The sequence below is a fragment of the Peribacillus sp. R9-11 genome (assembly GCF_031345095.1).
GTDB lineage: Bacteria > Bacillota > Bacilli > Bacillales > DSM-1321 > Peribacillus > Peribacillus butanolivorans.
This window is the reverse complement of sequence record NZ_CP133763.1, coordinates 4,291,795-4,316,664: the sequence shown is the minus strand read 5'-3', so window position 1 is coordinate 4,316,664 and position 24,870 is coordinate 4,291,795. Positions and strand designations below refer to the sequence as shown.

Genomic DNA, 24,870 nt, shown 5'->3' with positions numbered 1-24,870 from the left:
TTATATGAAGGGGCGTTTTTGTATGCTTTTTGCGGGATATTTTCGGATTTGAAGGAGGAATTATAAAATGGAATTGCTAAAGGAACTCGAGTGGAGAGGGATTATTTATCAACAAACGGATGAAGAGGGTTTTAAGGACCTTTTAGAAAAAGAAAAAATTTCTTTATACTGTGGGGTAGATCCAACCGCGGATAGTATGCACATCGGACATCTATTGCCATTCTTAACAATGCGCCGTTTCCAACAGCACGGTCATCGTCCCCTTGTACTTGTAGGAGGGGCTACTGGACTTATCGGTGATCCAAGCGGTAAAAAAGAAGAACGCCAGCTGCAAACGTTGGAAAAAGTGCTTTATAATGCCGACTGTATTAAAGGGCAGCTATCCCATATCTTTGACTTCGAAGGTGAAAATGGCGCAGTTATGGTCAATAACTATGACTGGATAGGTAAAATCGACATGGTTACGTTCTTGCGTGATTACGGGAAATACATCGGCATAAACTACATGCTGGCAAAAGACACGGTTGCTTCCCGTTTGGAAACAGGGATTTCTTTTACGGAATTCGCGTATACAATTTTACAAGGGATCGACTTTGGTCATTTATACGATAATCATGACTGTAAGTTGCAAATTGGCGGGAGTGATCAGTGGGGCAATATTACGACTGGTCTTGAAATGATTCGTAAATCGCATGACGAGGAAGCAAAAGCGTTCGGCATGACGATTCCGCTCGTGACGAAAGCGGACGGAACGAAATTCGGTAAAACGGAAGGCGGAGCAATCTGGCTTGATCCGGAAAAAACGACTCCTTATGAATTTTACCAATTCTGGATTAATACAGCGGATGCTGATGTCGTGAAATACTTGAAATTCTTCACATTCCTATCACGTGAAGTAATTGAAGAGTTAGAGCAATCCGTGCAGACTGAACCGCATTTACGTAAAGCTCAAAAAGCTTTAGGGGAAGAAATGACACGTTTGATTCACGGGCAGGAAGCTCTTGACCAAGCAATCAAAATCTCTGCAGCTCTATTCAGCGGTGAGGTGAAAAATTTAAGTGCGGCCGAAATTAAATTGGGCTTTAAAGATGTTCCGACCTTTGAACGTGAAAGTAAGGAAGATATCAGCTTAGTTGATTTAATTGTTGAAGCGAAGATTTCTCCATCGAAGCGACAAGCTCGTGAAGATATTCAGAATGGTGCAATCTCCATCAATGGCGAGAAAGTGACTGATCTGCAATATGTCGTGGCTGAAGAGGTTAAGATTGAAGGAGAGTTCATCCTTGTTCGTCGCGGTAAGAAGAAATATACATTAGTGAAATGAGAAAACAAGGCCCGGCTGAATCTCAGCCGGGCCTTGTTTTGTCTGGAAGTTGAGTTCTGTGCACAAAAAAAAACCCCATCCAAGGATGAGGTTTTTTTTGAAGTTATTAACGAGAGTAGAACTCAACGATAAGAGCTTCGTTAATTTCAGCAGGCAATTCAGAACGTTCTGGTAAACGAGTGAAAGTACCTTCTAATTTCTCAGCATCAAAAGTAAGGAAGTCAGGTACGAAGTTAGTTGCTTCAACTGATTCTTTAATGATTGAGAAGTTACGTGATTTTTCACGAACTGAGATTGTTTGTCCAAGAGACACTTTGTAAGAAGGGATGTCTACGCGACTTCCGTCTACAGTGATGTGACCGTGGTTAACAAGTTGACGTGCTTGACGACGTGTACGAGCTAAACCAAGACGGTAAACTAGGTTGTCAAGACGTGATTCAAGAAGAACCATGAAGTTTTCACCATGAACACCTTTAAGTTTGCCAGCGCGGTCGAACATTGTGCGGAATTGACGTTCAGTGATTCCGTACATGTGACGAAGTTTTTGTTTCTCTTGTAGTTGAATTCCATATTCAGAAATTTTTCTACGTTGGTTAGGACCATGTTGTCCTGGAGCATAAGGGCGTTTTTCTAATTCTTTACCAGTACCTGTTAGGGAAATTCCTAAACGACGGGATAGTTTCCAGCTTGGGCCAGTATAACGAGCCATAGGATGACTCCTCCTTTAAATGTTTTTATTTTGGTAAAATAAAAACCGTGTGAATAAACGGTTATGACCATTTTGTTTTCATGTACCTTCGCCCTAGCAGCAGAGAGTTACGAGATACACCTCTGTATGGAGGAACAAAATGAGAACATAAAAGCTGTCACATAGGCTGCAATATTTTACACAAGGAGTATTGTATAATATTCTGCTCAATGAGTCAAGGACAGTTAGCTTTTCATTAAAAGGGAGTTTAAAGATAATTCAAGGGATAAAATTACAATTACATAAAAAAGTACTATTTTTGGGAGAGTTTTTCCGATGAAAGCGTTATAATAAGTAAAAAGTATGAATTTCAATAAATAGTTTCCTGGGAACTATTACTATAAGTTTCGATTAAATCTAGTTTTTTGCTTCGTTTTAAAGTGGAAGTATTATGAAACCTTAAAAGGTTCTTTAAAAAATAGGCTGTAATATAGGGATGATAGAGATGAAGATTAAAACAGCTCGGTTGATTAATGAATTAAGAGTACTTTTCTTTAAACACATACAGAATATGCAAGGTGAACTCCATTACGAAACATTCTTGGAGACTTTTTTATTTGAGACGAAAGACCTGCTAGGTATGGAAGAGGTAATGTTCTTTAAATTTGATGAGTGGAAACAGCAATTTTATAAAGAAACCTCTACCGGATGTTTTCACGATTATAACATGCAGGTTCCTGTACAAGAGTATATAGAAATGATCTTGAAAGAACAGAAAGATGATAGAGATGTAACAGTAAGTATGCAGCAGGAAGTAAAGGATTTCCAGACTGTTATACCACTTTGGGATAATGGTAAGATCATTGGATTAACGGCCTTCAAAGAACGGAAAAATGGCTCTCTTACAAGCCTTACTCCGGAAGAAGGGGCTGCTTTTTCTAAAGAATTCACCACAATCTTGAAAGCTGCGTTATCAATTTCTAAGATATCAGATGAGGAAAGACGATATAAACAACTCTTCAAGGTCACAGAAAAATTTCATTCTTCAATGAACATGGACGCGGTCTTAGGGGAAATTATCTCGACGTTGCACACTGTTTACCCAACCTTTGATTATTACCTGCTGCTCTCCCATGATAATGACAGCCATGAAAACCTGCCAATCAAGGACCTCGAATATGATAGTGAGAATGTGGCTGCACTAAAGGCTTATGTAAACGGTAGCATACAATTTGAGGATCACTCATCTGAAAATCACTCTATTTTATATGCTCCTTTAAAAGGTAAACAAGGGGTCTATGGCGTTCTTCAGGTTATTGCGCCTAATACACTCGTGTTCCCTGAAAATGAAATTGAGTTTATTTCATTGTTGGCTAATACTGCTGGAAGTGCCTTGGAGAATGCTCAACTGTATCAACAATCAAAACGACTTGTTTCAGATTTACAGCTTATAAATGAGACATCACAGCATTTAAATTCCAATCTGCGCTTGAGTGAAACCATGGAATATATGAAGCAGCAAATTATAAAGTCCTTTCATGCTGATCAGACAGGATTTATTCTGCTCCATCCTGGTGACAAAGTGAGTTTATTGACAGGAAGCTCTGAGTTTTTTGATTCAGAGGAGGCGAGTATGTATATATCTTTCCTGAAAGGTAAGATTGATGTTGATAAGGAATCACTGTTTATCGGGGATTTAAGTATTCATTGTCCCAATGAAAATGTGAAATATCATTCCCTAATGGCAGTTCCTATGATGGAAAGTAATGATGTTAAGGGATTCGCTGTTATTTTGCATAAGGAAGCCTATTTCTTCTCATTTGAAATGTTTAAGTTGTTACAGTCACTTATCCACCACTCAAGTTTGGCGATGGCCAATTCCATGCTTCGTGAAGAACTTGAAAAACTGGTCATTACCGATCATTTAACCCGACTGTATTCAAGGAGTTATCTCGATGATAAAATGTCCGAATCCATGGAAGAGGATGAAGAGGGCACTTTCATTATGATTGATCTTGACAACTTCAAGAGGGTTAATGATACATATGGTCATCAGGTTGGAGATGATATTCTGATCCAGGTCGCTGATCTCATTCAACATAATATTCGTGATACGGATATCGGGGCCAGGTGGGGCGGAGAAGAGCTAGCTATTTACCTTCCACATGTTCCTTTAGAGTCAGGTGTTCGCATTGCCGAACGAGTAAAGGATAAGGTCTGGGAGAAATCCAATCCTAGAGTGACGATTTCCTGCGGCGTGTCCTGTTGGTCAAAAGAACATTTAGATAACATGAAAGAGGTAGTTAAAAGGGCAGATGAGGCGTTATATATTGCGAAGAATTCAGGGAAAAACAAAGTTCATGTACATGGATTTCTGTAACAATAAAAGGGAGCGGCATGGATTGCCGCTCCCTTTTTACTCTATAAACGCTTGGTTAGGATGTCCGCGAATTTCTCGAGTCCTTGCTGATCCACTTCGTCAAATCGGTTCGTAATTGGGCTGTCGATATCAAGAACGGCAATTAGTTTGCCCTCCTTCATAAGGGGTATGACAATTTCAGAACGTGATGCAGCATCGCAGGCAATATGTCCTGGGAACTGATGGACATCATCGACGCGTAAGGTTTTTTTTGTGGCCGCTGAGGTCCCGCATACGCCTTTGCCCATTGGAATGCGGACACAGGCTGGAAGGCCTTGGAAAGGTCCTAGCACCAATTGGTCTTCTTCAAGTAAATAGAAGCCGACCCAGTTAATCTCAACGAGAAATTGATTCAGTAAAGCAGCGGCATTACTGAAATTGGCTATCTGATTTGGTTCATCTTCTATTAAGGCAAAGAGCTGTTTTTGGACAAGTTCATAGTTTTTTTCTTTTTTTCCTTGATACATTTCGACATTAAACAAAAGGGTTCACCTGTCTTCCTCATATTTTTACAGTACTTTCTAGTCAAGCCTATTGATTGGAGAGAAATTGTCGAGAACTTACTAAAGGATTCAAGCTCTTCAATGCAGAAATAGTCCACAAGACTTGTCTCAAAGAAAGCGAGGGATTGCCTAATGAATCGCCAGACGCCAACGAAACAAGCTATTGTGGAAGCTGCTTTACATTTATTTCATTTAAAAGGCTATCATGCGACATCCATACGGGATATTGCGAATAAAGCGAAAGTGAATGCTGCTAATATTGCTTACTATTTTAAAAATAAGCAGGGGTTGCTAGAATTCTGCTTCACTTCCTATTTAGAAGAGTATATTCTCGTCCTTGAGACGAACATGACGCTGCTGGATCATAAAGGTCCAAAGCAATGCTTGATGAATTTGGTAAAGGATATTCTTACATTCCAAAGAGAAAACTTCCTGGCAGCTCGATTTATATATGGAGAATCTTCACTCGATTCAAATTTAAACCGGGAAATTCATTCGACTTATTTTACAAAGGAAAAGTCTTATTTTCAATATGTTTTGGAACAAGGCATTAAAAGCAGAAGTTTTCAGTCGGTCTCTATCCCCTTGTATATGCTGCAACTAAAGGGCCTGCTCTCGGCTCCGGTCCTGCATACCCATTATGCGATGGAGGTCCTTCATGTGTTCCCACAGGAAGCCTATTACACAAATTTATATGCTGAGGAAGTCGCTCGTTTTCTGCAAGATACATTATTTATTGCCGAAGACCTCCAGCCCCTGCTTGCGGGACGGGCCTGAAGTGTTTACGTGATTTACCCGTTGAATTCTGGAATCAACGATTCAAATCCCTGGCCTAAATCTTTAGCCTGGTGTGCATCGGAACCATAAATAAGCGGGATGCCAAGGTCTATGGCACGCTTTGCAAACCGTTCAGGAGGATAGGGCTCACGGCATAGCGGCTTTACGAACCCTGCTCCATTATAATCAAGTGCATATTGTTGTTCATTGATCATATCCAATACCCTGTAAACACGGTCGTCAAAGCTTTTTGCAGGTGGGTATCGGTGCTGGAATTTATGAACAAGTGTAATATGTCCTATCCTTTTTGGCTTATAGATGCCTAGGTCAGCTGTGATTGATTTCTCTAAGGTATCGTAATATTTGGCATAAACCGCTTCGATGGAACCTAGTTTATTGGCAATCTCACCAAACGCATCATCACTGAAATCGATGCAATGCCAGTTGCTTTCCTGCTTTATGAAATGGACGGAAAGAATGCTGTCATCAATGAATTCGCCGAATTCATTGAGAAAATCTTTTGTTTCAGTTTCATAACCTTCTATAAAGTCAACCTCTAGACCACTTTTGATCAGGATTTTGTCTTTATAGTGTTCTTTCAGGACGCGGAGCTCTTGAAAGTAATCTAGGAGCATGGAAGCTTCCATACCGCTGTCTTTTTCAGGTGTTGGATCTTGAAAATTTCGTGGCAAAGGAGCATGTTCTGTAAATGTGATTTCCTTTAATCCTAGCTCAATTCCCCGCGTAATATATTCATCGAATTTGTCCGTAGAGCCGTGTGGGCAAAACGGAGTATGTACATGTCTGTCAGCTTTCATGGCCATTCCCTCCCAAAAACCCGGTATTTTGTAGCAATTTTCCACAAAAAAATCTTTTTCTCATCAAAAATTATTGCTAACATGGTATCATAAAAGCATTAAATTTAACATTTTTAAAATTGATATATAAAAGAGCGAGGCTGTAAGGACTAGAACAGGGGGCTTACCATGGATTACATACTTGGGATAATTGTATTAATTTTAATTTTTATTATTTGGGGTTATTTTTTCAAAAAGAGATTTTTTAAAGAGATTGATCGTCTGGAATCCTGGAAAATAAGCATCATGCACCGCCCCGTGCTAGAAGAGCTTTCTAAAGTCAAACAATTGAACATGACTGGTGAAACAGAGGAAATGTTTGAAAACTGGCGTATTGAATGGGACGCTATCATCACGGATCATATGCCGGAAGTCGAGGAGCTTTTATTCGATGCCGAGGAGTTTGTCGATAAATACCGTTTCAGCCGTTCAAAAGAGGTACAGCGGCAAATTACAGTCAAGCTGAATGAAATTGAAGAAATGATTAAAAAGATTCTGTACGAATTAAATGAACTTGTAGGAAGTGAGGAAAAGAATAGATTAGAAATTGAGGATATTAAGGAAACTTACCGTCAATTGAAGAAATCATTGCTTGCACACCGCCATAATTATGGGAAAGCTGCTGAAAAGCTAGAGGCCTCTTTGGATGAAGTATTGCAGATCCTTCAAAAGTATGAAGAAGAAACTGAAAATGGGAATTATTTGAATGCAAGGGAGCTTGTACTTTCCATAAAGGAAAAGCTTGCAGTCTTATCTGCTAAAATGGAGATGCTTCCAAAATTATTGGTTGATAGTCAATCCGAACTGCACTCACAACTTCATGAATTAAAGGATGGATATGAGGAAATGTCCGGACAGGGGTATCAGTTAAGTCATATCCAATTCGAGCAGGAGATTTCACGGCTTGAGGAAGAACTGGATCTATATAAAACACAATTGGAAAATGCTGAAACTGAAGCTGTTGATAAAGGGATTAAAGAGATGCGCGAAAGCATTGAGGTGCTTTATGACCTTCTGGAGAAAGAAGTGCTTTCCAAACAGTATGTCTTGAAAAATGATGAAGTCCTCAGGAAAACGATAAGTGACCTTGAATATGAAAACGATAAACTCAAAGTTGAGACTATACATGTTCAACACACCTATCATCTAACTGAAAATGAGTTGGATGCACAACGGAAAATGGAAAAGCAAATAGTGCAGATTTCGAAACGCCATCAATTGCTTGTCTTGAAAATGGAGGATAATGTGATGGCAAGCTCGCTTATTAGCGAAGAGATGCGAGGGCTTGCTGCACAGTTGAACGAATTGCAGGAATACCAGAAAGAATTTACTGTTAAATTACAAGCTTTAAGAAAAGATGAAATGGATGCACGTGAATCACTGGCGGAGTTGAAACGGAAAATGCTTGATACAAGCCGTTTAATTGCAAAAAGCAATATCCCTGGTCTGCCTGAAGAGTATAAAGTGGTGCTTCATGATGCAAAAGAAAGCATAGATGACGTTCAAAACAAACTTGAAGAAAAGCCGCTTGACATGGCAGCTGTTTATATCTTTTTAGAAAAAGCAGTCGAACAGGTCAATAAGGTCTACGAAAAGGCGCAAGAGCTGATTGAGCATATGTATTTAGCGGAAAAAGTGATTCAATTCGGAAATCGCTACCGCAGCAGCCACGATACCGTTGCTGATAGCTTAAGAGAAGCAGAAGCGAAATTCCGAAGCTATGAATATCAAGCTGCATTGGAAACAGCAGCCGCGGCTATTGAAAAGGTCGATCCAGGCAGCTTACGAAAAATTGGAGAGAATATAGAAGAAGTTCTTTCCTAAAAACCCGCTATGGCGGGTTTTTTCGTGTGTTTTATTAATGGTAGAACAACATAAAGTTAAGATAACTTCATATTCGTTATTCAAAATATTGACTAAAAAAAGTATAAAACGTGATAGATTTCTTGCAGAACGAGTTTTGAGAATAAAATATAATTAATGTCTATTAAAACAATATCCATACAACTCTCCTTTCGTGTTTTCACAGGTGTTTGACCAGCGTTTTACATTCTCTTTCAATTTCAATTATGGTAATATTAGAAGTCGCAACAACAACATTTGAAACGACATATAGAAGTGTGACCATCATAGATACAAAAACATGGAAGGTGAACCCATGATTTATTTTGATAATAGTGCAACAACAAAACCATATTCAGAAGTGATTGAATCTTTCATAAAGGTTTCAACTGACTATTTTGGCAACCCCTCTTCGCTTCATGGGCTTGGGGTTCAGTCAGAAAAATTGCTTTCTGCTGCAAGAAAACAGATTGCTGAATTATTAAAGGTGAAAAGCTCGGAAATTTATTTTACTTCCGGGGGTACAGAAGGAAACAACCTGGCGATTAAAGGAGCCGCTTTTTCACATGCTAACCGAGGGAAACATATTATCACGACAGCAATTGAACATCCTTCTGTAGAAGATGCATGCCATTCATTAACGAAACAGGGATATGAAATTACTTATCTTCCTGTAAATGAATATGGTCAGATAGCATTAGCAGATCTCAAACATGCTTTAAGAGAAGATACCATTTTAGTATCCGTTATGCATGTTAATAATGAAGTGGGCTCGATACAACCAATTGTTGAAATTGGAAAATTGTTGAGGGAATACCCACAGGTACTCTTCCATGTTGATAACGTTCAGGGTGCTGGAAAGATTTCTCTTTCACTGCGTGATGCTAATGTGGATTTATGTACCATTTCAGGTCACAAAGTTCACGGTCTAAAGGGAACAGGCATCCTTTATATACGTGATGGCGTCCGGATCGATCCGCTTTTTCACGGTGGCAATCAAGAGACGAAAATCAGGAGCGGTACCGAAAATGTGGCGGGAATCGTCGCTCTTTCAAAAGCCTTCCGTATTAGTATGAACAACCAGTTGCTGTATCATGATAAGCTACAGCAAATCAATAAATATTTATATAAAGGTTTGCAAGAGATGGATGGAGTACTAGTTAACAGTCCTGAAGAGGGAGCACATCATATTTTGAATTTTTCCGTTCCGGGACTCAAATCAGAAGTATTGCTTCATGCTCTTGAAGCGGATGGGATATATGTTTCGACAACTAGTGCCTGCTCTTCGAAAAAGAGAACGGTAAGCAAAACGGTAGATGCAATGTTCCATAATCAAGCTCGTTCCGAAAGTGTTATCCGAATCAGTACTACCTATAGCAATGAAATGGAAGAAGCAGAAAAAGTTCTGGCGGCGATACAGAAAATAGTCGTTAATTTAGAAAAAATAATGAGGGTTGCAAAATGAAATTTGATCATATAATTATTCGCTATGGCGAAATCTCTACGAAAAAAAGAAACCGTAAAGGCTTTGTGGACAAGATGAAGGCGCATATCCGCTGGAGTTTAAAGGATATCGAGGGCGTTGTGCTTACAGCCAATCGGGAACGGATGTATGTTCTCTTAAACGGGGTCGACCATAAGCCCGTTATTGAACGATTAAAAGGAATTTTTGGCATCCAGTCTTTAAGTCCTGCGATTAAAATTGAACGTGATTTAGAAGTGATGAAAACGGCTGCGTTATATTATCTTAATCATACTCTTGAAGAAGTGGGCACGTTTAAAATCACGACAAAACGAGCAGATAAAGACTTTCCATACAATACCGATGAAATTAACCGGGCACTTGGCGGCCATTTGCTTCGCAACACAGAAGATTTAAAGGTGGATGTAAAAAATCCGGATTTGAATCTGCTTGTTGAAGTAAGACGTGAAGCAGTGTATTTAACGGGTGAGATCATTCAGGGAGCTGGTGGTCTTCCATTTGGTTCAAGCGGAAAGGCAATGCTGATGCTTTCAGGAGGGATTGATAGCCCTGTTGCTGGATTCCTATCCATGAAACGTGGATTGGATGTAGAAGCCATCCATTTTTACAGCCCTCCTTTCACAAGTGAGCGTTCACGTCAAAAGGTAATTGACTTGGCCGGCAAGCTTGCTGAGATAAATGGCAGCATGAAAGTGCATATCGTTCCGTTTACGGAAATTCAGCTGTTAATTCAAAAACAGATTCCAGAGAACTATTCTATGACGACAACTCGTCGTTTAATGATGCGAGTAGCCGATCAAATCCGTGAAAAAGAAGAAGCAATGGCACTGATCACTGGTGAAAGCCTTGGACAGGTAGCGAGTCAGACGATGAGCAGTATGTATGCCATCAATGAGGTGACGAATACACCAATTCTACGTCCGTTGATTACTATGGATAAAACGGAAATCATCAAAATTGCCAGAGAGCTCGATACCTTTGAAATTTCCAATCTTCCATACGAAGATTGTTGCACGGTCTTTACGCCAGCAAGTCCTAAAACAAAACCGAAACGTGAAAAAGTCAATTACTATGAAAGCTTCGTTGACTTCGAATCGTTAATAGCAAAAGCGGTGTCGGACACAGAAGTATTGACGGTTACACCAGGGCAGACATTCGATAAAGAAGAAGCAATGGAAGATTTATTTTAATATCCTAGAATTACCAATAAATAAGTACGAATGAAGCCATGTGTTTTAACACACTCTATAATCACAAGGAGGTGAAAAACACATGGCAAACAACAACAGCTCAAACGAATTATTGGTACCTGGAGTAGAACAAGCTCTAGAACAAATGAAATACGAAATCGCTTCAGAATTCGGCGTACAACTTGGTGCCGATACAACATCTCGCGCTAACGGTTCAGTTGGTGGAGAAATCACAAAACGCCTTGTTCAAATGGCTGAACAACAATTAGGCGGAGGATACAAACGATAATTTAATAAATATGGCTACAGAGAGCGGGTTCTTAACCCGCTCTCTTTATTTATTTGTAAAAATACATAGATATATTAGAGAAGTATCTTGTATAATGAGTAGGTACTAAGAGTTCATTATTGGAGGGGAAGCAAATGAAACGTGAAGATTTATTAGCTCCGGAACATTACAACTTAGTGAGTGAAATGGAACATTTTGCAAAAAATCCAGAAAAAGTTGCTGTACTTTGGGAAAACGAATCCGGAGACAAAAAACAACTTACATATGAGAACTTAATAAAAAGTGCAAATAAAATCGGGAATGCCTTCCAGAAAAAGGGGCTTGGGAAAGGTGATACGGTCCTTATCATCATCCCACGTTTAGTAGAAGCTTATCAAGTGTATTTAGCCGCTTTGAAAATCGGCATGATTGTCATTCCGTGTTCTGAAATGCTCCGCGCGAAGGATTTGGAGTTTCGAATCAATCACGGTGATGTAAAAGGAATTGTTAGTTATCATGAATACACTCATGAATTTGATGAAGTAAAGGGAGCGGAAAACCTTCTTAAATTCTCAATCGGAAAACAAATGGAGAATTGGCTTGATTTGAATGAGCTTGCTGACGCGGAATCTGATCAGCTGCCTATGGCAGCTACAAAGAGTGAGGATATGGCCTTCTTATCGTATACTTCCGGAACAACAGGAAATCCCAAAGGAGTCGTCCACACACATGGATGGGCGTATGCCCATCTGAAAACGTCTGCAGCAAACTGGCTGGGCATTAGTGAAGAAGATGTGGTTTGGGCAACGGCTGGACCTGGGTGGCAAAAATGGATTTGGAGTCCGTTTTTGGCGGTTCTTGGCACAGGAGCAACTGGCCTTGCTTATCACGGAAAGTTTGAAGCGAAAAAATATCTACAGTTGCTGCAGGACTATAAAGTGAATGCGCTATGCTGTACACCAACAGAATACCGTCTGATGGCCAAGGTGGATAACCTTGACGACTATAATCTATCCGATCTTCATAGTGCTGTATCAGCGGGGGAACCTTTAAACCAAAAAGTGTTTGAGGTTTTTAAAAACCATTTTCATATCGAAGTCCGCGATGGATATGGACAAACTGAAAACACACTGTTGGTAGGTGTAACAAAAGGCATGGAAATTAAACTGGGCTCAATGGGTAAACCAACTCCGGGCAATCATGTAGAAATCATTGATGATACCGGTAAGCCTTGTCCTCCTGGTGTGGTAGGGGATATTGCTGTGCATGTAAATACACCTGCTCTCTTTAAAGAATATTTTAAAGATCCAGAGCGAACAGCAAAGCAATTCCGTGGTGACTACTATATAACTGGCGATCAAGCGAAAATGGATGAAGAAGGCTATTTCTGGTTTGAAGGTCGTTCTGACGATATCATCATCAGCTCTGGATATACGATTGGACCATTTGAAGTAGAAGATGCACTCGTTAAACATCCATATGTGAAAGAATGTGCTGTTATAGCCAGTCCTGATGAAATACGCGGAAATGTGGTTAAAGCGTACATCGTGTTAATAGACGAAATAGATCCGAACAGCCCAGACTTAATTAAGACACTGCAAAAGCATGTAAAAGAATTGACAGCGCCGTATAAATACCCAAGGAAGATTGAATTTTTAGAAGAACTTCCTAAAACGACCTCCGGCAAAATCAAACGAGTAGATTTAAGGAAAAGAGAAGAGACACTTCTTAATAAATAAATCAAAATCATTACCGTCAGCCCTCCGGCTGGCGTTTTTTTAAATAACAGAGGATTTTTCAAAATCAAAAATATGGGAATTCATGAAATGAGATGTTACACTTACTGCATATTACGAAACATTTAATAAGGAGTGTAAAACGGGGATGGGAACGTTATGGTTCAATGGGTCGATTTATACGATGATAAAAGAAGAAGATCAAGTGGAGGCAGTCTTCACTGACAATGGTGTGATCGTTGATACCGGCAGGCTTGCCTATATAAAAGAAAAATATGCTGACAATATTTCCAGGGAAATCGACTTAAAAGGACAAACTATGCTGCCGGGATTAGTGGATAGTCATCTTCATTTGGTCGGGCATGGTGAACGACTGCTCCGTTTAGACCTTTCTTTGATGAATAGCCGGGAGTCCATCATGAGTTCCGTAAAGAAAAAGTGCGAAATAACACCGTCTGGAAAGTGGATTGTTGCTGAGGGCTGGAATGAAAATGAATGGCCTAGTTCTGAATTGATTCTACGAGATGAACTAGATGCCATATCTACAGAGCATCCAATCGTATTAAAACGAGTATGTCGTCATGCCCTGGTCGTTAATTCTCGTGCCCTTTTAGAAGCAGGGATTACAGAAGAAATAGAAGAACCGTCAGGCGGAGTAATCTGCCGTTATCCCGATGGGCGTCTAAATGGTTTGTTTAAAGAAAATCAGGCCCAGAACCTTGTGTTAGACCGTCTTCCCGGCATTGACCAGAGCTATATCGAAAACGCGCTTACAGAGGCCATACAAGACGCATATAAGCTTGGTTTGACTGGTGGGCATACAGAGGATCTTTTTTACTACAATGGCTTCATGCCGACTTATCAGGCGTTTAAATCGGTCATTGAGGGCCGAAACATGACCTTTCGTGCCAATTTGCTCGTTCATCACCAAGCATTTGAAGAGATGCTGGCATCCGGTGGGCGGTATCAAGAAGGCACCCGATATATTAAATTCGATAGTATGAAGATATTTACCGATGGCTCATTAGGAGGACATACGGCCCTGTTGAGTGAGCCTTATGAAGATCAACAGGATACGAATGGTGTGGCTATTTTCACTGAAAAGGAACTGCAGGAATTGGTGCAAAAAGCAAGGCAGGCTGATATGCCGATTGCTGTTCATGCCATTGGTGATCTCGCATTTGATTATGTCCTGAATGTGATTGAAGCTTTTCCACCTAAAAAGGGTCTTCGGGACCGGCTTATACATGCACAGATTGTTCGCCCAGAACTCTTGGAGCGTGCCGCAAAACTACCGGTCATCTTTGATATTCAACCAGGTTTCGTACCGTCCGATTTTCCATGGGTCGAAGAAAAGGTTTCAGCAAAATTATTGGAATCCTCTTATGCCTGGAAAACGTATTTGAAGCTGGGGATCATTTGTGCGGGAGGGTCAGATGCACCGATTGAACCATTAAATCCAATTTTGGGGATTCATGCAGCTGTTACAAGGAAAAAGATTAACAGTGATGATGAAACAGTGTACGGCATGGATGAAAGGCTGTCTGTTTATGACGCTTTCGCGCTTTATACAAAAGGCAGTGCGGCTGCGATTGGTCTTGAAAACCGGCGTGGTCAGATCATAAAGGGATACGACGCCGATTTTACCGTATTTAACCGGGATGTCTTAGCTATAGAGCCAGATGATCTTCTGAAAGTTGAAGCGGTCATGACGGTCATTGATGACCGAATAATGTATGATAAAAAATAACAGTTGCAAAACATGAAATAGGTAAGCAAAATATTAATAGGATTTCGATAAAGGAATGTAATTAGAAAGAAGGCAGGTTATGAAAATAAATGAACAAAAAGAAGGGGCGATATATGCCGCCCTTTCTTATTTAATGTGGGGAGTCGTACCAATTTACTGGAAGTTCCTTCAGGGAGTCGGTGCAATAGAGATTTTAGCTCAGCGGGTGTTATGGTCTTTCGTCTTCATGCTTGTTTTATTGATGTTTATGAAAAAATGGGGAGCATTTCTTGATTATGTCAAAAACATAATGGGAAATCCCAAATTATTCGCGGCATTGCTTACGGCATCACTGCTTGTTACAGCTAATTGGGGAGTGTTCATATGGGCTGTTAATTCGGGCCGGATTCTCGACACGAGCCTCGGCTATTATATCAATCCGCTAGTCAGTGTTTTGTTGGGAGTAATAGTCTTAAAGGAAAAATTGAGCGGGGTACAGATTGTGTCGTTCCTGCTCGCAGGAATCGGTGTATTGATACTTGGTATTCATTTCGGTACGATCCCCTGGGTCTCTCTAGTCTTAGCCATGACATTTGGGTTATACGGTCTGGCAAAAAAAATGATAAAGGCAGAATCAGCAATCGGACTGACACTCGAAACGATGATGGTAACCCCTCTTGCTCTAGGTTACTTGATATATTTGATGTTCCAATCCGAATCACAATTTTTAACCTCAGGGAGCACAAGCTTGCTGTTAGTTGGCGGTGGGATTGCCACGGCTCTACCGCTATTATATTTTGCAAAAGGGGCAGAAAAGATACCGTTATCGATGCTTGGCATTTTTCAGTATATTGCTCCAACCTTAACCTTGTTAATCGGGGTATTTGTCTATCATGAAAGTTTTACAAAAGCACATCTTTTAGCCTTTTTATTCATTTGGTCTGCCTTGGTGGTTTATACGCTTTCCATTACAAAATGGGGGAAGGCAGGGACACGTAGGTTTAAAGAAAAAAGAAACTTTGGTGCATAAAAAGAAAAAAACGCTTGAGGAAATCCATTTCCCAAGCGTTTTTTTTATAGTGATACACGTCACTCTGAAAAAAATTGTTAGTCAGTGTCGAGTTTCACAAGCTATTAAAATAAACGAAAAGTGATTCAAAATCTATATCTTTAATAAGAGAAACGGTTAATCCTACGCTAGAAAAGTTCTCGAGCCTATTTCAGAAACAATTATATTGGATAGGCAGTCATGAAGCGACACGGAGTTATTACGGGGGATATTTGGCTTGAATTGACTATAGTGGGAACTATTTATACTTACAATATGCTTTGTTAGGAACGCTGATATGATGGCATTCCACTTTCTATTGCTATTTAATTCATCGATGATTCCTTGTTGATTGGTAATCCCAATCCCATGGCCATAAAAGAGGTTTTCTCCAAGGAATATCGCATTTTCCCCTTGCCATTCTGGAGTGCTCGGGTCGTAATCTGGGTTTTTGAAGTAAACACAGTCGCCTGGTACATAACCCGTCCCTTCATGAACTCGAAGAATCAAATTCTGCGGATAGTGCCAGTCATAAAGAGTAAGGCCTGAAAAAAGACGGTCAAAATTCTTAGGACCAACCGTATCTAAAACAGCTTTTAAAAAAACAATGACTATCGCTGTCCCGCATTCGAAAGCGTAAAGACTTCCGTTTATGAAAATATCCTCAAGTGCCAGATGAGGGGGTACGCTTGGTTTAAGCTCAAATGCTCCATCTTTTGTAAGTCGCCAATATTGTTCATTGCATACAGAATCCTCGAGTATTGTAAATTCAGGATTACTCTTATCTAACGAAACGGCAGCTTTATTGACTTGCAGCCTCATCTCTATATCGAATTTAAGATCTTCCATTGTCTTATATACAAAAATATTCGGATATTTCCACATTAATTGGAGAATTTCTAATGCTTTTTCAGATATTATACCTGGTTGGATTTGACTGACATCTAACCATTTTTGATTAATTTTTATCATAATCATATCCACCTCTTGGTCACAAAATTAAATGATTAATTCAAGTAGTTCAAGAACTATCTACAGTGTAATAATAATTATTATATGAGTTGCTGAACAATACTGATCAAATTTTATTCCTATTACTGAGGATGATCAGAATGGCCCATCGTTAGAAGAAGCAAATTAGTATTCCCTTTTCTGTATGAATTGATATAATGAGAGAGAAAAGTTCATATGTGCAAGAAATGTAGGGGAGCCGGTATTGCTGGCTGAGATTGCGTCCTTAAGATGCTGACTCTTTGAACCTGATCTGGATGATGCCAGCGGAGGGAACATATTATGACTGACTTTCTGTTTTGTATGTTAACGTCCGAATTCATCCTCGGGCGTTTTTGTTTTTTAATCTATTATTTGGATGGGGACTGGCACCCAATAAAGTTTCGGCATATGGACCTTATATAATGTGTAGGAGGAAAAATAGTGAATAAATTATTGCCACTGATAACTTTGTTATTCCTTTTAGCTGGATGTGGTGCTGGCGGCACTACTGAAAAGGAAGAAGCAGGTAAAAATGAAGACAATAAAGAATTAAAAAAGGTTTCGGTTGTTCTCGATTGGACACCGAATACAAACCATACAGGATTGTATGTAGCGAAGGAAAAAGGGTATTTTAAAGAACAAGGCCTGGATGTAGAAATTATCATGCCAGGTGAGGCAGGAGCTGATAAGCTTGTGGCTTCAGGGAAATCAGAATTTGGCGTGAGCTACCAGGAGGGCATTACACAGGCTCGTGTGCAAGGCGTGCCGATTGTTTCGTTAGCGGCTGTCATCCAGCATAATACCTCAGGATTCGCTTCTCCTGTGGCTAAAAATATTAAAACACCTAAGGATTTTGAAGGGAAAACGTATGGTGGCTGGGGGTCTCCAGTTGAAAAGGCTATCATCGAATCTCTCATGACAAAAGATAATGCGGATGTAAATAAAGTGGAAATAGTAAATACAGGCGACTCGGATTTTTTCACTTCAGTGAAAAGAGATATTGATTTCGCTTGGATTTATTATGGATGGACAGGTATTGAGGCTGAATTGCGAAATGAAAAGCTGAATATGGTTTACTTAACTGATTACTCAGATAAGCTCGATTACTATACGCCTGTTTTGACCACAAATGAAAAGATGATTAAAGAGGATCCAGATACTGTTAAAGCGTTCGTAGAGGCAACTTCGAAAGGGTACCAGTTTGCGATTAAGAATCCTGATGATGCGGCAGACATTTTAATCAAGGCTGCACCAGATCTAGATAAAAAGCTAGTGAAGAAAAGCCAGAAGTGGCTTGCATCTAAGTATCAGGATGATGCTCCTAGATGGGGTGAACAAAAGCTTGAAATTTGGAAGAATTATAGTGAGTGGATGACTGAAAATAATCTTCTTGAAGGTGATTTCGATCCTGAGAAAGCATTTACCAATGAATTTTTACCACAATAGGAGGAACTACAATGGCAAACTCATTAATTAGTATACAAATTATTCCTAAAGGGGAAAATGTCATCCCCTTAGTCGATGAAGCGATCAAAATCATCGATGAATCAGGTGTCAAGTACGAGGTGCACCCGCTTGAAACAACAATGGAAGGTGAGCTTTCTGAGCTTCTGGCCGTTATAGAAAAAATGAATGTGAGAATGATTGAAATAGGTTCGCCGAATGTCATTTCCCAAGTGAAAATATTGTACCAGCCTAGCGGAATCACGATGGATACGTTAACGGAGAAATATCGGCCATGAGCGGAAGAAAGATTTGGAAGAAGGGGGCTCCCTTCTTTCTTTTATTATTGTTGCTAATAGTGTGGGAGTTAGCAACAGGCTTATTAAAGGTTGAAAAATGGCTACTTCCTGCTCCATCAGCCATTTTTATCGAGGGAATAGAGTCGTTTCATAGCCTTTTTGGACACCTTATATCAACTACTAACCTTGCATTATCTGGTTTTTTTATTGGAAGCTGTATTGGCTTAGTAATTGCTGCTCTCTTACACCTTTTTCCTGGTGTAAAAGATGCGGTTTATCCGCTTCTCATTCTATCACAAAATATTCCTATCATCGTTTTGGCGCCGCTTCTAGTCATCTGGTTTGGCTTTGGTATGCTGCCGAAGCTGATTGTGATTTCTCTCGTATGTTTTTTCCCTCTCGCTGTTGCTTCATTGGACGGTTTTCGCCAGACTCCTTATGAACTTAAGCATTATTTCAAGATGATGGGAGCAGGGAAAATGCAACTATTTTGGAAGCTAGAACTTCCTCACTCGATTCCGTTCATTTTCTCTGGACTGAAAATTTCGGCCACTTACAGTGTAATGGGGGCGGTTATTTCGGAGTGGCTTGGGGCTAAATCGGGGATAGGTGTTTATATGACGCTCGCATCCTCTTCATTTAGGACAGATCGGGTGTTTGTTTCCATTTTTATCATTATGGGACTGAGTCTTCTCTTTTTTGGAATCATTACCATACTTGAAAGATACTTTGTTTCATGGAAGAGAAAGGAGGGTGAAAAGGATGAAGCTGCAAATTAAAGATGTCTCCTATTCTTTCGATGGTAAACAGAATATTTTAGAGAATATAAATTTCTATGTGGATGATGGAGAGTTTGTAACCATCCTTGGGCCATCTGGCAGTGGGAAAAGTACATTGTTTCACCTAATCGGGGGCATTTTGAAGCCGCATCATGGCATCATTTCACTGGACAGTAAAAAAATAAATGGCTTAAAGGGTCATATAAGCTATATGCCTCAGCAGCCATCCCTTTTACCTTGGAGAACGGTATTAGAAAATGTTTTGCTAGGAAGCGAGCTTTCGGGGGTTAAAGATAAAGAAATGGCAAAAGCTCTATTGATGAAAGCCGGATTAGAAGAGTACGAGAAAGCATATCCGCACGAATTATCTGGCGGCATGAAGCAAAGAGCTGCGTTTATTCGAAGTATTTTAAGTCCACAGGAATTGATGTGCTTGGACGAACCCTTTTCTGCCTTGGATGAACTGACAAGATTGCAAATGCAAAAATGGCTGATGTCTGTTTGGGAAGAAAATCGGAGGTCGGTGCTTTTTGTTACGCATAGCATTGATGAAGCGGTTTTCCTTTCCGATAGAATATACGTGTTATCAGCAAAACCAGCAACTGTCATCAAAGAAGTTGTAGTTCCATTTCCAAGGCCAAGAAGTGAGGAACAGCTTCTTAGTGATGAATTTTTCAATTTGAAGAGAGAATTATATGCCGCACTAAAGCCAACTTTTACTACTTAAGTTAGGAGGGAATATAAAATGAAAATCATCGACAGCCATATCCATTTGGATAGGTATGATGAAAGTAAGCAGAAGCAGATTCTCACTGATATGGAAAAGGCACAAGTGGAATCCTTGCTAACTGTTTCCATGAATTTGACCTCGTCCATAAAAAATTATCAGCTTTCCATCAAAGATTCACGTATTAAGCCTGCCTTTGGTTTTCATCCTGAGCAGTCCCTCCCAAGTGAAGAAGAAGTGAATGATTTATTGAGTTGGATGCGGGGACATAGGCACAATATGTTTGCTGTAGGTGAGGTAGGGCTGCCATATTACTTAAGGCAAGAAAATCCCATTATAGATACGTCAGAGTACATAGAGATACTTGATAGGTTCCTTGCTTTTGCGAAAGAGTTTGAAAAACCAGTTATTCTTCATGCGGTCTATGATGATGCGCCTGTTGTTTGCGACCTATTAGAGAAAAATCAAATTACAAAGGCCCATTTTCATTGGTTTAAAGGGGATATCCAGACAGTAGAAAGAATGGTCAAAAACGGGTACCACATTTCCATCACACCTGATGTTTGTTACGAAGAAGAAATACAGGAGTTAGTTTCGGTTTATCCGCTTAAGCTGATGATGCTTGAAACGGATGGCCCATGGCCGTTTGAAGGGGTTTTCAAAGGGGAATGGACCCATCCGGGCATGATGCATGACAGTGCACGTCAAATTGCGTCAATTAAAAACTTACCAATTGAGATTGTATATGAAACCCTTTATCAAAATACCAAAGATTTTTATCGTATCTAAAAAGGTACCAGATATTATATCTGGTACCTTTTTAGGGAGTTTTATAAAAAAGTCCGTTTTACTTTTTCCCAAAAGGAGTTGTCTTTCAGCTTAACGGTTTTGATGACTTTACCGCTTAATCGGATCTTGACCTTTTCTACATAACTAATGCTCAAGGCTTCATTGTCCAGGCCAATGATTGGATAGCTTGGTCCGTTTTGTTCAAGGTGAACAGTCAATGTTTTATCGCCGCTTAGGATGAATGAAGAACCCAAGGTCCGATAGGTATTGTTATTGATTGAAGCGAGCTCACTTACCTGAAAGCATGGGAGAAGCGGGTCCACAACGGCCCCATTGACCGATTTATTATAGGCTGTGCTTCCGGTCGGTGTCGCTATAATGATTCCGTCCCCACGGAAGGTTTCAAAATGGATTTGATCAATGAAAATATCCATGATGAACGTTTTGATGATAGAAGTGCGGATACTGAGTTCGTTGAGGGCATAAAAGGAAGGTTGGTCATCTAGTTGAATATCAATAGTTGGGTATTTGCGCACCTCGATTTGCTCTCTAGTCATGGCATCAATCATTTTGTTTGTATCTTCTAGGTGGAAATCACAATACATATTCAAATTTCCTGTGGTGGAAACGCCAGCATATAAACAATCTTCTCTGAATCCGGTTTTACGGACTGCCTGCAAAAAGGTGCCGTCATCACCAATACTTACGATAATGTTGGCTTTTGTGAAGTCTTGGACGATTTCATACGAATATTGCTTTGCTAACTCGGCTAGACGTTCGACCTTGTTTAGCATCTCTGCATTTGAAGCATGGAAAAAATAAATATTTTTTCGAGTGTTCATCATGATCCCCCTAGTATGTATAGTGATGAAAGGGCTTTCTTTTTTTCTGTATAAGGGAAAGCCGATATTACAAAGTGTACCTTCTCATTTCCAATTAGAGGATTATTTGCTACAATTTTATATGTCTTAGTTTATCATGGATTGAAACATTTTTGTATGCAGTTCGTATGGTAAGAAGGATATATATATTTAAGGGGGAACACAGATGAATGGAAAGCGTTGGGCAGCACTTGGAATCGCAGCCGTTTTATTTTTTGTCTCTATTATTGTAGGGACGGCTACGACTGTATTTACAGCTGATACGGAAAATATTATTGATGAATTATTTGCTTCCGACAGCGAGTTTTACGAAGAAGTTATAGAAGGCGAAGATTTCTCAAATGTTATTGCGGTATTTGATGTAGAAGGTACAATCCAAGATACTGGAGAAGCTTCATTACTTAGTTCAGCAACATATAATCACAGAGCCTTCATGGATAAGTTGAAAATGGCTGAAGAAAATGACGATATTAAAGGAATTATCTTGCGTGTAAATTCTCCTGGCGGCGGTGTTGTGGAAAGTGCTGAGATTTATGATAAGATCCTTGATATTAAAAAGGTGAAAAAACCAGTTTATGTTTCTATGGGTTCAATGGCAGCTTCTGGCGGATATTATATTTCTGCTCCAGCTGATAAGATTTATGCTAGTCCAGAAACAATGACGGGTTCACTTGGGGTCATTATGCATGGGTATAATTACGAGAAACTAGCTAAAAAGTATGGAGTTGAGTTTGAAACAATCAAAAGCGGTCCACACAAAGATATTATGAGTCCGTCTCGGGAAATGACTGATGAAGAACGCGAAATCCTCCAAAATATGATTGATAATTCTTATGATCAATTTGTTAAAATCATTGCCGACGGGCGCGGTATGACAGAGAAGGAAGTACGTAAAATAGCTGATGGCCGGATTTATGATGGACGTCAGGCGAAAGAAAACCATTTAATTGATGATTTCGGCCATTTGGATGATGTAATTGCCGCGATGAAAACGGATATCGGTAAAAAAGACGCGCAAGTAATCCGTTATACAGATGAGGCAGGTTTCGGTTCATTATTCAGTATGGGAGCGCAAAAAATGTTGGGCAATGATGTGGAAACGGCTGTTTTGACAAAAATCCTTTCCTCTTCAAATTCTCCACGCTTAATGTATTTGTATGCGGAATAGGGGGGCTGAAGGATGACGGAACGAAATGAAAACAATGAACAAATCGATTCATCCAATCTAAATACAAAGCAAGAAGAAGAAATCGTTCAGCAAGAGCTTTTACCAGCACAGGCAATCGTGGATGATGGCGAAGTGAAGGTAGTTTACTTTGCTGGTTTTTGGTTGAGATTTTGGGCATATTTAGCGGATTTGTTGATTATCGGGAGCTTAAACCGGATTTTGATTCATCCCATTTTTAAGTTTTATAATGGTACAGACGATCTTTGGTTTTCGGCAGAGGCTTTCTTAACGGGGCTTGTATTCTTTATTTACTTCGTATTGATGACCAAATACTTAAACCAGACGTTGGGTAAGATGATTTTTGGACTGAAAGTTGTGGCATTGAAAGAAGAGAAAGAGGCTATTTCTTGGGGTACAGTATTGTTCAGGGAGCTGATTGGCCGCTATATTTCAAAAGTCACGTGGGTTGGCTATGTGTTGGCGGGCCTTTTACCAAAGAAACAGGCTTTGCATGATGTCTTTGCAGACACAAGTGTTGTTTTAGTTAGAAGATAATTTGTTTTAATTATGAACCTGTAAGAGCGTAATTTTCGCTTTTGCAGGTTTATTTTTTTTTGCCCAAGCCGATAATGATAGGCTGAAAGGGCGTGGATGTATGAAGTGGCTTTTGCTAATTTTGACTATTCTCATTGTGGTGCTGCTTCTTCTTGTTTTTACGAAAATAAGAGTGCACTTTGACTACAAACGTGTTCATAAAAATGACATAATTCATATAAAAGCATCAGCATGGTATGGACTTTTTCATTATACCTTCAAGGTACCTGTCATCAAGAAGGACGATGACTCGGCATCGATAGTAGTAAAGAAAGAAAAAGGAATGAAGGAAGAAACTAAAAAAGAAGGATTAGATAAAATTACACCGGAAGATTTACGGGATGGAATGGCTGACATGAAGACACTGCTTCAACATATAGTCAATTTTCATCGGGTCATTCGTCATTTCTTAGGCAAAGTTCAAGTTATAGAATTTGCCTGGCATAGTATGGTCGGTACTAAAAATGCCGCACACACCGGGGTCTTAACAGGTGGCTGCTGGGCGCTTAAAGGTTCCATCATTGGCATATTAACAACCTATTTAAATTTTAAAATCATGCCCTCTTATTCAATTACACCTGACTTTCAGAGGAAGCAGGCTAATACGTCGATTTCCTGCATATTACAATTTAGAATCGGGCAAGCTATGGTGACTGGAATAAAACTGCTTCGATACTGGAAAGGCGGAAGAGTGAAGTTTAAGTCTAAGAAATTAGCGAAGCTGTCAGGTGATTCCAACAAACAATCGTTTTAGAGTGGAGGAATTTAGATGTCAGATCATCCGATCCAAGGGTTGATGAAAGAGGCAATGGAAAATCTGAAAGAAATGGTTGATGTGAATACGATTATCGGAGATCCGGTGGAAACTCCAGATGGTAGTGTCATATTAACCGTATCCAAAGTTGGGTTTGGGTTTGCAGCTGGTGGCAGCGAATTTGTGATTGACGAAAACCATCAAGGCCAGCAGGGCGCTTCCAAGCAGCCTTTTGGGGGAGGTAGCGGTGGTGGAGTATCCATTACACCAATTGCCTTTCTGATTGTCGGTTCACATGGCGTGAAAATGATTCATCTGGATGAAGGGACGCATCTTCTTGAAAAAATGATGGATTTAGCGCCACAAGTAGTCGATAAGATTCAGTCCATGCTTTCTAAAAAAGACAGTAATCAAAAGCAAGGCAGCAGTCAACAATCTACAACGAAATATCAAGAGCCTAAACAGAATTTAGATTTCTAACTGCGACTCGGCATCCGCCGAGTTTTCTTTTTGCGTATATTTTACAAAATTATTGAAAGGCTTGGAACGTTTAAGTTTAACGCATAGGGATTTTCACTT

At 39.8% G+C, this 24,870-nt stretch carries 24 protein-coding genes and 1 riboswitch; of the genes, 19 read left to right on the top strand and 5 right to left on the bottom strand.

Annotated elements, in window-relative coordinates; translation table 11 throughout:
• Positions 1–67 precede the first annotated feature (67 nt).
• Complete coding sequence (gene tyrS, locus RE409_RS20995) at positions 68–1,324, top strand: tyrosine--tRNA ligase (protein ID WP_201186208.1); 1,257 nt, start codon at positions 68–70, stop codon at positions 1,322–1,324.
• Positions 1,325–1,430: 106 nt separating this feature from the next.
• Here the strand turns inward: tyrS and rpsD are convergent, their stop codons facing one another.
• Positions 1,431–2,033 carry a 30S ribosomal protein S4 gene (rpsD, locus tag RE409_RS20990; RefSeq protein WP_053347316.1) on the bottom strand — a complete coding sequence of 201 codons (603 nt, stop codon included), beginning with the start codon at positions 2,031–2,033 and terminating at the stop codon, positions 1,431–1,433.
• Between the two features lie 484 nt (positions 2,034–2,517).
• On the opposite strand from rpsD, the gene RE409_RS20985 reads away from it, so the two are divergent.
• Positions 2,518–4,392: a sensor domain-containing diguanylate cyclase gene (locus RE409_RS20985; protein WP_309558007.1), complete on the top strand. Its 1,875-nt coding sequence runs from the start codon at positions 2,518–2,520 to the stop codon at positions 4,390–4,392.
• 41 nt (positions 4,393–4,433) lie between these two features.
• Here RE409_RS20985 and RE409_RS20980 read toward each other — a convergent pair whose 3' ends face one another.
• Positions 4,434–4,913, bottom strand: a complete 480-nt coding sequence (locus RE409_RS20980; protein ID WP_201186205.1) for a GAF domain-containing protein — start codon at positions 4,911–4,913, stop codon at positions 4,434–4,436.
• Positions 4,914–5,066: 153 nt separating this feature from the next.
• Here RE409_RS20980 and refZ point away from each other — a divergent pair, with 153 nt between their 5' ends.
• Entirely contained in the window at positions 5,067–5,711 is a 645-nt protein-coding gene (gene refZ / locus RE409_RS20975; RefSeq protein ID WP_056529403.1) for a forespore capture DNA-binding protein RefZ, read from the top strand.
• Positions 5,712–5,725: 14 nt separating this feature from the next.
• On the opposite strand, the gene hisJ is transcribed toward refZ, so the two are convergent.
• Entirely contained in the window at positions 5,726–6,529 is an 804-nt protein-coding gene (hisJ, locus tag RE409_RS20970; RefSeq protein WP_201186202.1) for a histidinol-phosphatase HisJ, read from the bottom strand.
• 168 nt (positions 6,530–6,697) lie between these two features.
• Here hisJ and ezrA point away from each other — a divergent pair, with 168 nt between their 5' ends.
• The 7 genes from ezrA to rarD all read left to right on the top strand — a co-directional run bounded on the left by ezrA (position 6,698) and on the right by rarD (position 15,846).
• Complete coding sequence (gene ezrA, locus RE409_RS20965) at positions 6,698–8,392, top strand: septation ring formation regulator EzrA (protein ID WP_201186201.1); 1,695 nt, start codon at positions 6,698–6,700, stop codon at positions 8,390–8,392.
• A 334-nt stretch (positions 8,393–8,726) separates the two neighbouring features.
• Positions 8,727–9,875, top strand: a complete 1,149-nt coding sequence (locus tag RE409_RS20960) for a cysteine desulfurase family protein (RefSeq protein ID WP_201223387.1) — start codon at positions 8,727–8,729, stop codon at positions 9,873–9,875.
• Positions 9,872–11,083 (top strand): tRNA uracil 4-sulfurtransferase ThiI, encoded by a 1,212-nt coding sequence (gene thiI / locus RE409_RS20955; RefSeq protein ID WP_056529393.1) that lies wholly within the window; start codon positions 9,872–9,874, stop codon positions 11,081–11,083. The genes RE409_RS20960 and thiI overlap by 4 nt, the downstream gene beginning before the upstream one ends.
• Before the next feature lie 82 nt (positions 11,084–11,165).
• A complete protein-coding gene (locus RE409_RS20950; protein ID WP_056529390.1) occupies positions 11,166–11,372 on the top strand; it encodes an alpha/beta-type small acid-soluble spore protein in 207 nt (68 codons plus the stop codon).
• A gap of 134 nt (positions 11,373–11,506) precedes the next feature.
• On the top strand, positions 11,507–13,090 hold the full coding sequence (gene mbcS, locus RE409_RS20945) for an acyl-CoA synthetase MbcS (protein ID WP_309558005.1): 1,584 nt from the start codon (positions 11,507–11,509) through the stop codon (positions 13,088–13,090).
• A gap of 145 nt (positions 13,091–13,235) precedes the next feature.
• Positions 13,236–14,837 (top strand): amidohydrolase, encoded by a 1,602-nt coding sequence (locus RE409_RS20940; RefSeq protein WP_201186198.1) that lies wholly within the window; start codon positions 13,236–13,238, stop codon positions 14,835–14,837.
• Positions 14,838–14,916: 79 nt separating this feature from the next.
• Positions 14,917–15,846, top strand: coding sequence for an EamA family transporter RarD (gene rarD, locus RE409_RS20935; protein ID WP_201186197.1), 930 nt, complete (start codon positions 14,917–14,919; stop codon positions 15,844–15,846).
• A gap of 162 nt (positions 15,847–16,008) precedes the next feature.
• Here rarD and RE409_RS20930 read toward each other — a convergent pair whose 3' ends face one another.
• Complete coding sequence (locus RE409_RS20930; protein ID WP_201223393.1) at positions 16,009–16,836, bottom strand: protein-glutamine gamma-glutamyltransferase; 828 nt, start codon at positions 16,834–16,836, stop codon at positions 16,009–16,011.
• Positions 16,837–17,057: 221 nt separating this feature from the next.
• Positions 17,058–17,167: riboswitch (TPP riboswitch) on the top strand.
• A gap of 131 nt (positions 17,168–17,298) precedes the next feature.
• Here RE409_RS20930 and RE409_RS20925 point away from each other — a divergent pair.
• From RE409_RS20925 to RE409_RS20905, 5 genes are read left to right on the top strand one after another with little or no spacing between them, the layout of a single operon-like run.
• Complete coding sequence (locus RE409_RS20925) at positions 17,299–18,303, top strand: ABC transporter substrate-binding protein (RefSeq protein WP_309558004.1); 1,005 nt, start codon at positions 17,299–17,301, stop codon at positions 18,301–18,303.
• Positions 18,304–18,314: 11 nt separating this feature from the next.
• Positions 18,315–18,599, top strand: a complete 285-nt coding sequence (locus RE409_RS20920) for a thiamine-binding protein (RefSeq protein ID WP_053347303.1) — start codon at positions 18,315–18,317, stop codon at positions 18,597–18,599.
• The gene (locus RE409_RS20915; RefSeq protein WP_201186194.1) at positions 18,596–19,378 is read left to right on the top strand and encodes an ABC transporter permease; all 783 of its coding nucleotides are present in this window, start codon (positions 18,596–18,598) and stop codon (positions 19,376–19,378) included. The genes RE409_RS20920 and RE409_RS20915 overlap by 4 nt, the downstream gene beginning before the upstream one ends.
• Positions 19,362–20,105, top strand: a complete 744-nt coding sequence (locus RE409_RS20910) for an ABC transporter ATP-binding protein (protein WP_057219336.1) — start codon at positions 19,362–19,364, stop codon at positions 20,103–20,105. Before RE409_RS20915 ends, RE409_RS20910 begins: the two co-directional genes overlap by 17 nt.
• An 18-nt stretch (positions 20,106–20,123) precedes the next feature.
• Positions 20,124–20,894, top strand: a complete 771-nt coding sequence (locus tag RE409_RS20905) for a TatD family hydrolase (RefSeq protein ID WP_309558003.1) — start codon at positions 20,124–20,126, stop codon at positions 20,892–20,894.
• 41 nt (positions 20,895–20,935) lie between these two features.
• Here RE409_RS20905 and RE409_RS20900 read toward each other — a convergent pair whose 3' ends face one another.
• A complete protein-coding gene (locus RE409_RS20900; RefSeq protein WP_056529366.1) occupies positions 20,936–21,736 on the bottom strand; it encodes an NAD kinase in 801 nt (266 codons plus the stop codon).
• Between the two features lie 205 nt (positions 21,737–21,941).
• Between RE409_RS20900 and sppA the strand changes: the two genes are divergently transcribed.
• The 4 genes from sppA (at position 21,942) to ytfJ (ending at position 24,771) form a co-directional block, all read left to right on the top strand.
• Entirely contained in the window at positions 21,942–22,943 is a 1,002-nt protein-coding gene (gene sppA / locus RE409_RS20895) for a signal peptide peptidase SppA (RefSeq protein WP_201186191.1), read from the top strand.
• A gap of 12 nt (positions 22,944–22,955) precedes the next feature.
• On the top strand, positions 22,956–23,498 hold the full coding sequence (locus tag RE409_RS20890) for an RDD family protein (protein ID WP_201250579.1): 543 nt from the start codon (positions 22,956–22,958) through the stop codon (positions 23,496–23,498).
• A 100-nt stretch (positions 23,499–23,598) separates the two neighbouring features.
• A complete protein-coding gene (locus tag RE409_RS20885) occupies positions 23,599–24,291 on the top strand; it encodes a DUF2953 domain-containing protein (RefSeq protein ID WP_201250580.1) in 693 nt (230 codons plus the stop codon).
• Positions 24,292–24,306: 15 nt separating this feature from the next.
• Entirely contained in the window at positions 24,307–24,771 is a 465-nt protein-coding gene (ytfJ, locus tag RE409_RS20880) for a GerW family sporulation protein (protein ID WP_201186188.1), read from the top strand.
• The last annotated feature ends 99 nt before the right edge of the window (positions 24,772–24,870 follow it).

Excerpts from the sequence above, each read along its gene's own strand:
- tyrS (WP_201186208.1), top strand. The coding sequence starts at position 68 with ATGGAATTGCTAAAGGAACTCGAGTGGAGAGGGATTATTTATCAACAA.
- rpsD (WP_053347316.1), bottom strand. The coding sequence starts at position 2,033 with ATGGCTCGTTATACTGGCCCAAGCTGGAAACTATCCCGTCGTTTAGGA.
- RE409_RS20985 (WP_309558007.1), top strand. The coding sequence starts at position 2,518 with ATGAAGATTAAAACAGCTCGGTTGATTAATGAATTAAGAGTACTTTTC.
- refZ (WP_056529403.1), top strand. The coding sequence starts at position 5,067 with ATGAATCGCCAGACGCCAACGAAACAAGCTATTGTGGAAGCTGCTTTA.
- hisJ (WP_201186202.1), bottom strand. The coding sequence starts at position 6,529 with ATGAAAGCTGACAGACATGTACATACTCCGTTTTGCCCACACGGCTCT.
- ezrA (WP_201186201.1), top strand. The coding sequence starts at position 6,698 with ATGGATTACATACTTGGGATAATTGTATTAATTTTAATTTTTATTATT.
- RE409_RS20960 (WP_201223387.1), top strand. The coding sequence starts at position 8,727 with ATGATTTATTTTGATAATAGTGCAACAACAAAACCATATTCAGAAGTG.
- thiI (WP_056529393.1), top strand. The coding sequence starts at position 9,872 with ATGAAATTTGATCATATAATTATTCGCTATGGCGAAATCTCTACGAAA.
- RE409_RS20950 (WP_056529390.1), top strand. The coding sequence starts at position 11,166 with ATGGCAAACAACAACAGCTCAAACGAATTATTGGTACCTGGAGTAGAA.
- mbcS (WP_309558005.1), top strand. The coding sequence starts at position 11,507 with ATGAAACGTGAAGATTTATTAGCTCCGGAACATTACAACTTAGTGAGT.
- RE409_RS20940 (WP_201186198.1), top strand. The coding sequence starts at position 13,236 with ATGGGAACGTTATGGTTCAATGGGTCGATTTATACGATGATAAAAGAA.
- rarD (WP_201186197.1), top strand. The coding sequence starts at position 14,917 with ATGAAAATAAATGAACAAAAAGAAGGGGCGATATATGCCGCCCTTTCT.
- RE409_RS20930 (WP_201223393.1), bottom strand. The coding sequence starts at position 16,836 with ATGATAAAAATTAATCAAAAATGGTTAGATGTCAGTCAAATCCAACCA.
- RE409_RS20920 (WP_053347303.1), top strand. The coding sequence starts at position 18,315 with ATGGCAAACTCATTAATTAGTATACAAATTATTCCTAAAGGGGAAAAT.
- RE409_RS20915 (WP_201186194.1), top strand. The coding sequence starts at position 18,596 with ATGAGCGGAAGAAAGATTTGGAAGAAGGGGGCTCCCTTCTTTCTTTTA.
- RE409_RS20910 (WP_057219336.1), top strand. The coding sequence starts at position 19,362 with ATGAAGCTGCAAATTAAAGATGTCTCCTATTCTTTCGATGGTAAACAG.
- RE409_RS20905 (WP_309558003.1), top strand. The coding sequence starts at position 20,124 with ATGAAAATCATCGACAGCCATATCCATTTGGATAGGTATGATGAAAGT.
- RE409_RS20900 (WP_056529366.1), bottom strand. The coding sequence starts at position 21,736 with ATGAACACTCGAAAAAATATTTATTTTTTCCATGCTTCAAATGCAGAG.
- sppA (WP_201186191.1), top strand. The coding sequence starts at position 21,942 with ATGAATGGAAAGCGTTGGGCAGCACTTGGAATCGCAGCCGTTTTATTT.
- RE409_RS20890 (WP_201250579.1), top strand. The coding sequence starts at position 22,956 with ATGACGGAACGAAATGAAAACAATGAACAAATCGATTCATCCAATCTA.
- RE409_RS20885 (WP_201250580.1), top strand. The coding sequence starts at position 23,599 with ATGAAGTGGCTTTTGCTAATTTTGACTATTCTCATTGTGGTGCTGCTT.
- ytfJ (WP_201186188.1), top strand. The coding sequence starts at position 24,307 with ATGTCAGATCATCCGATCCAAGGGTTGATGAAAGAGGCAATGGAAAAT.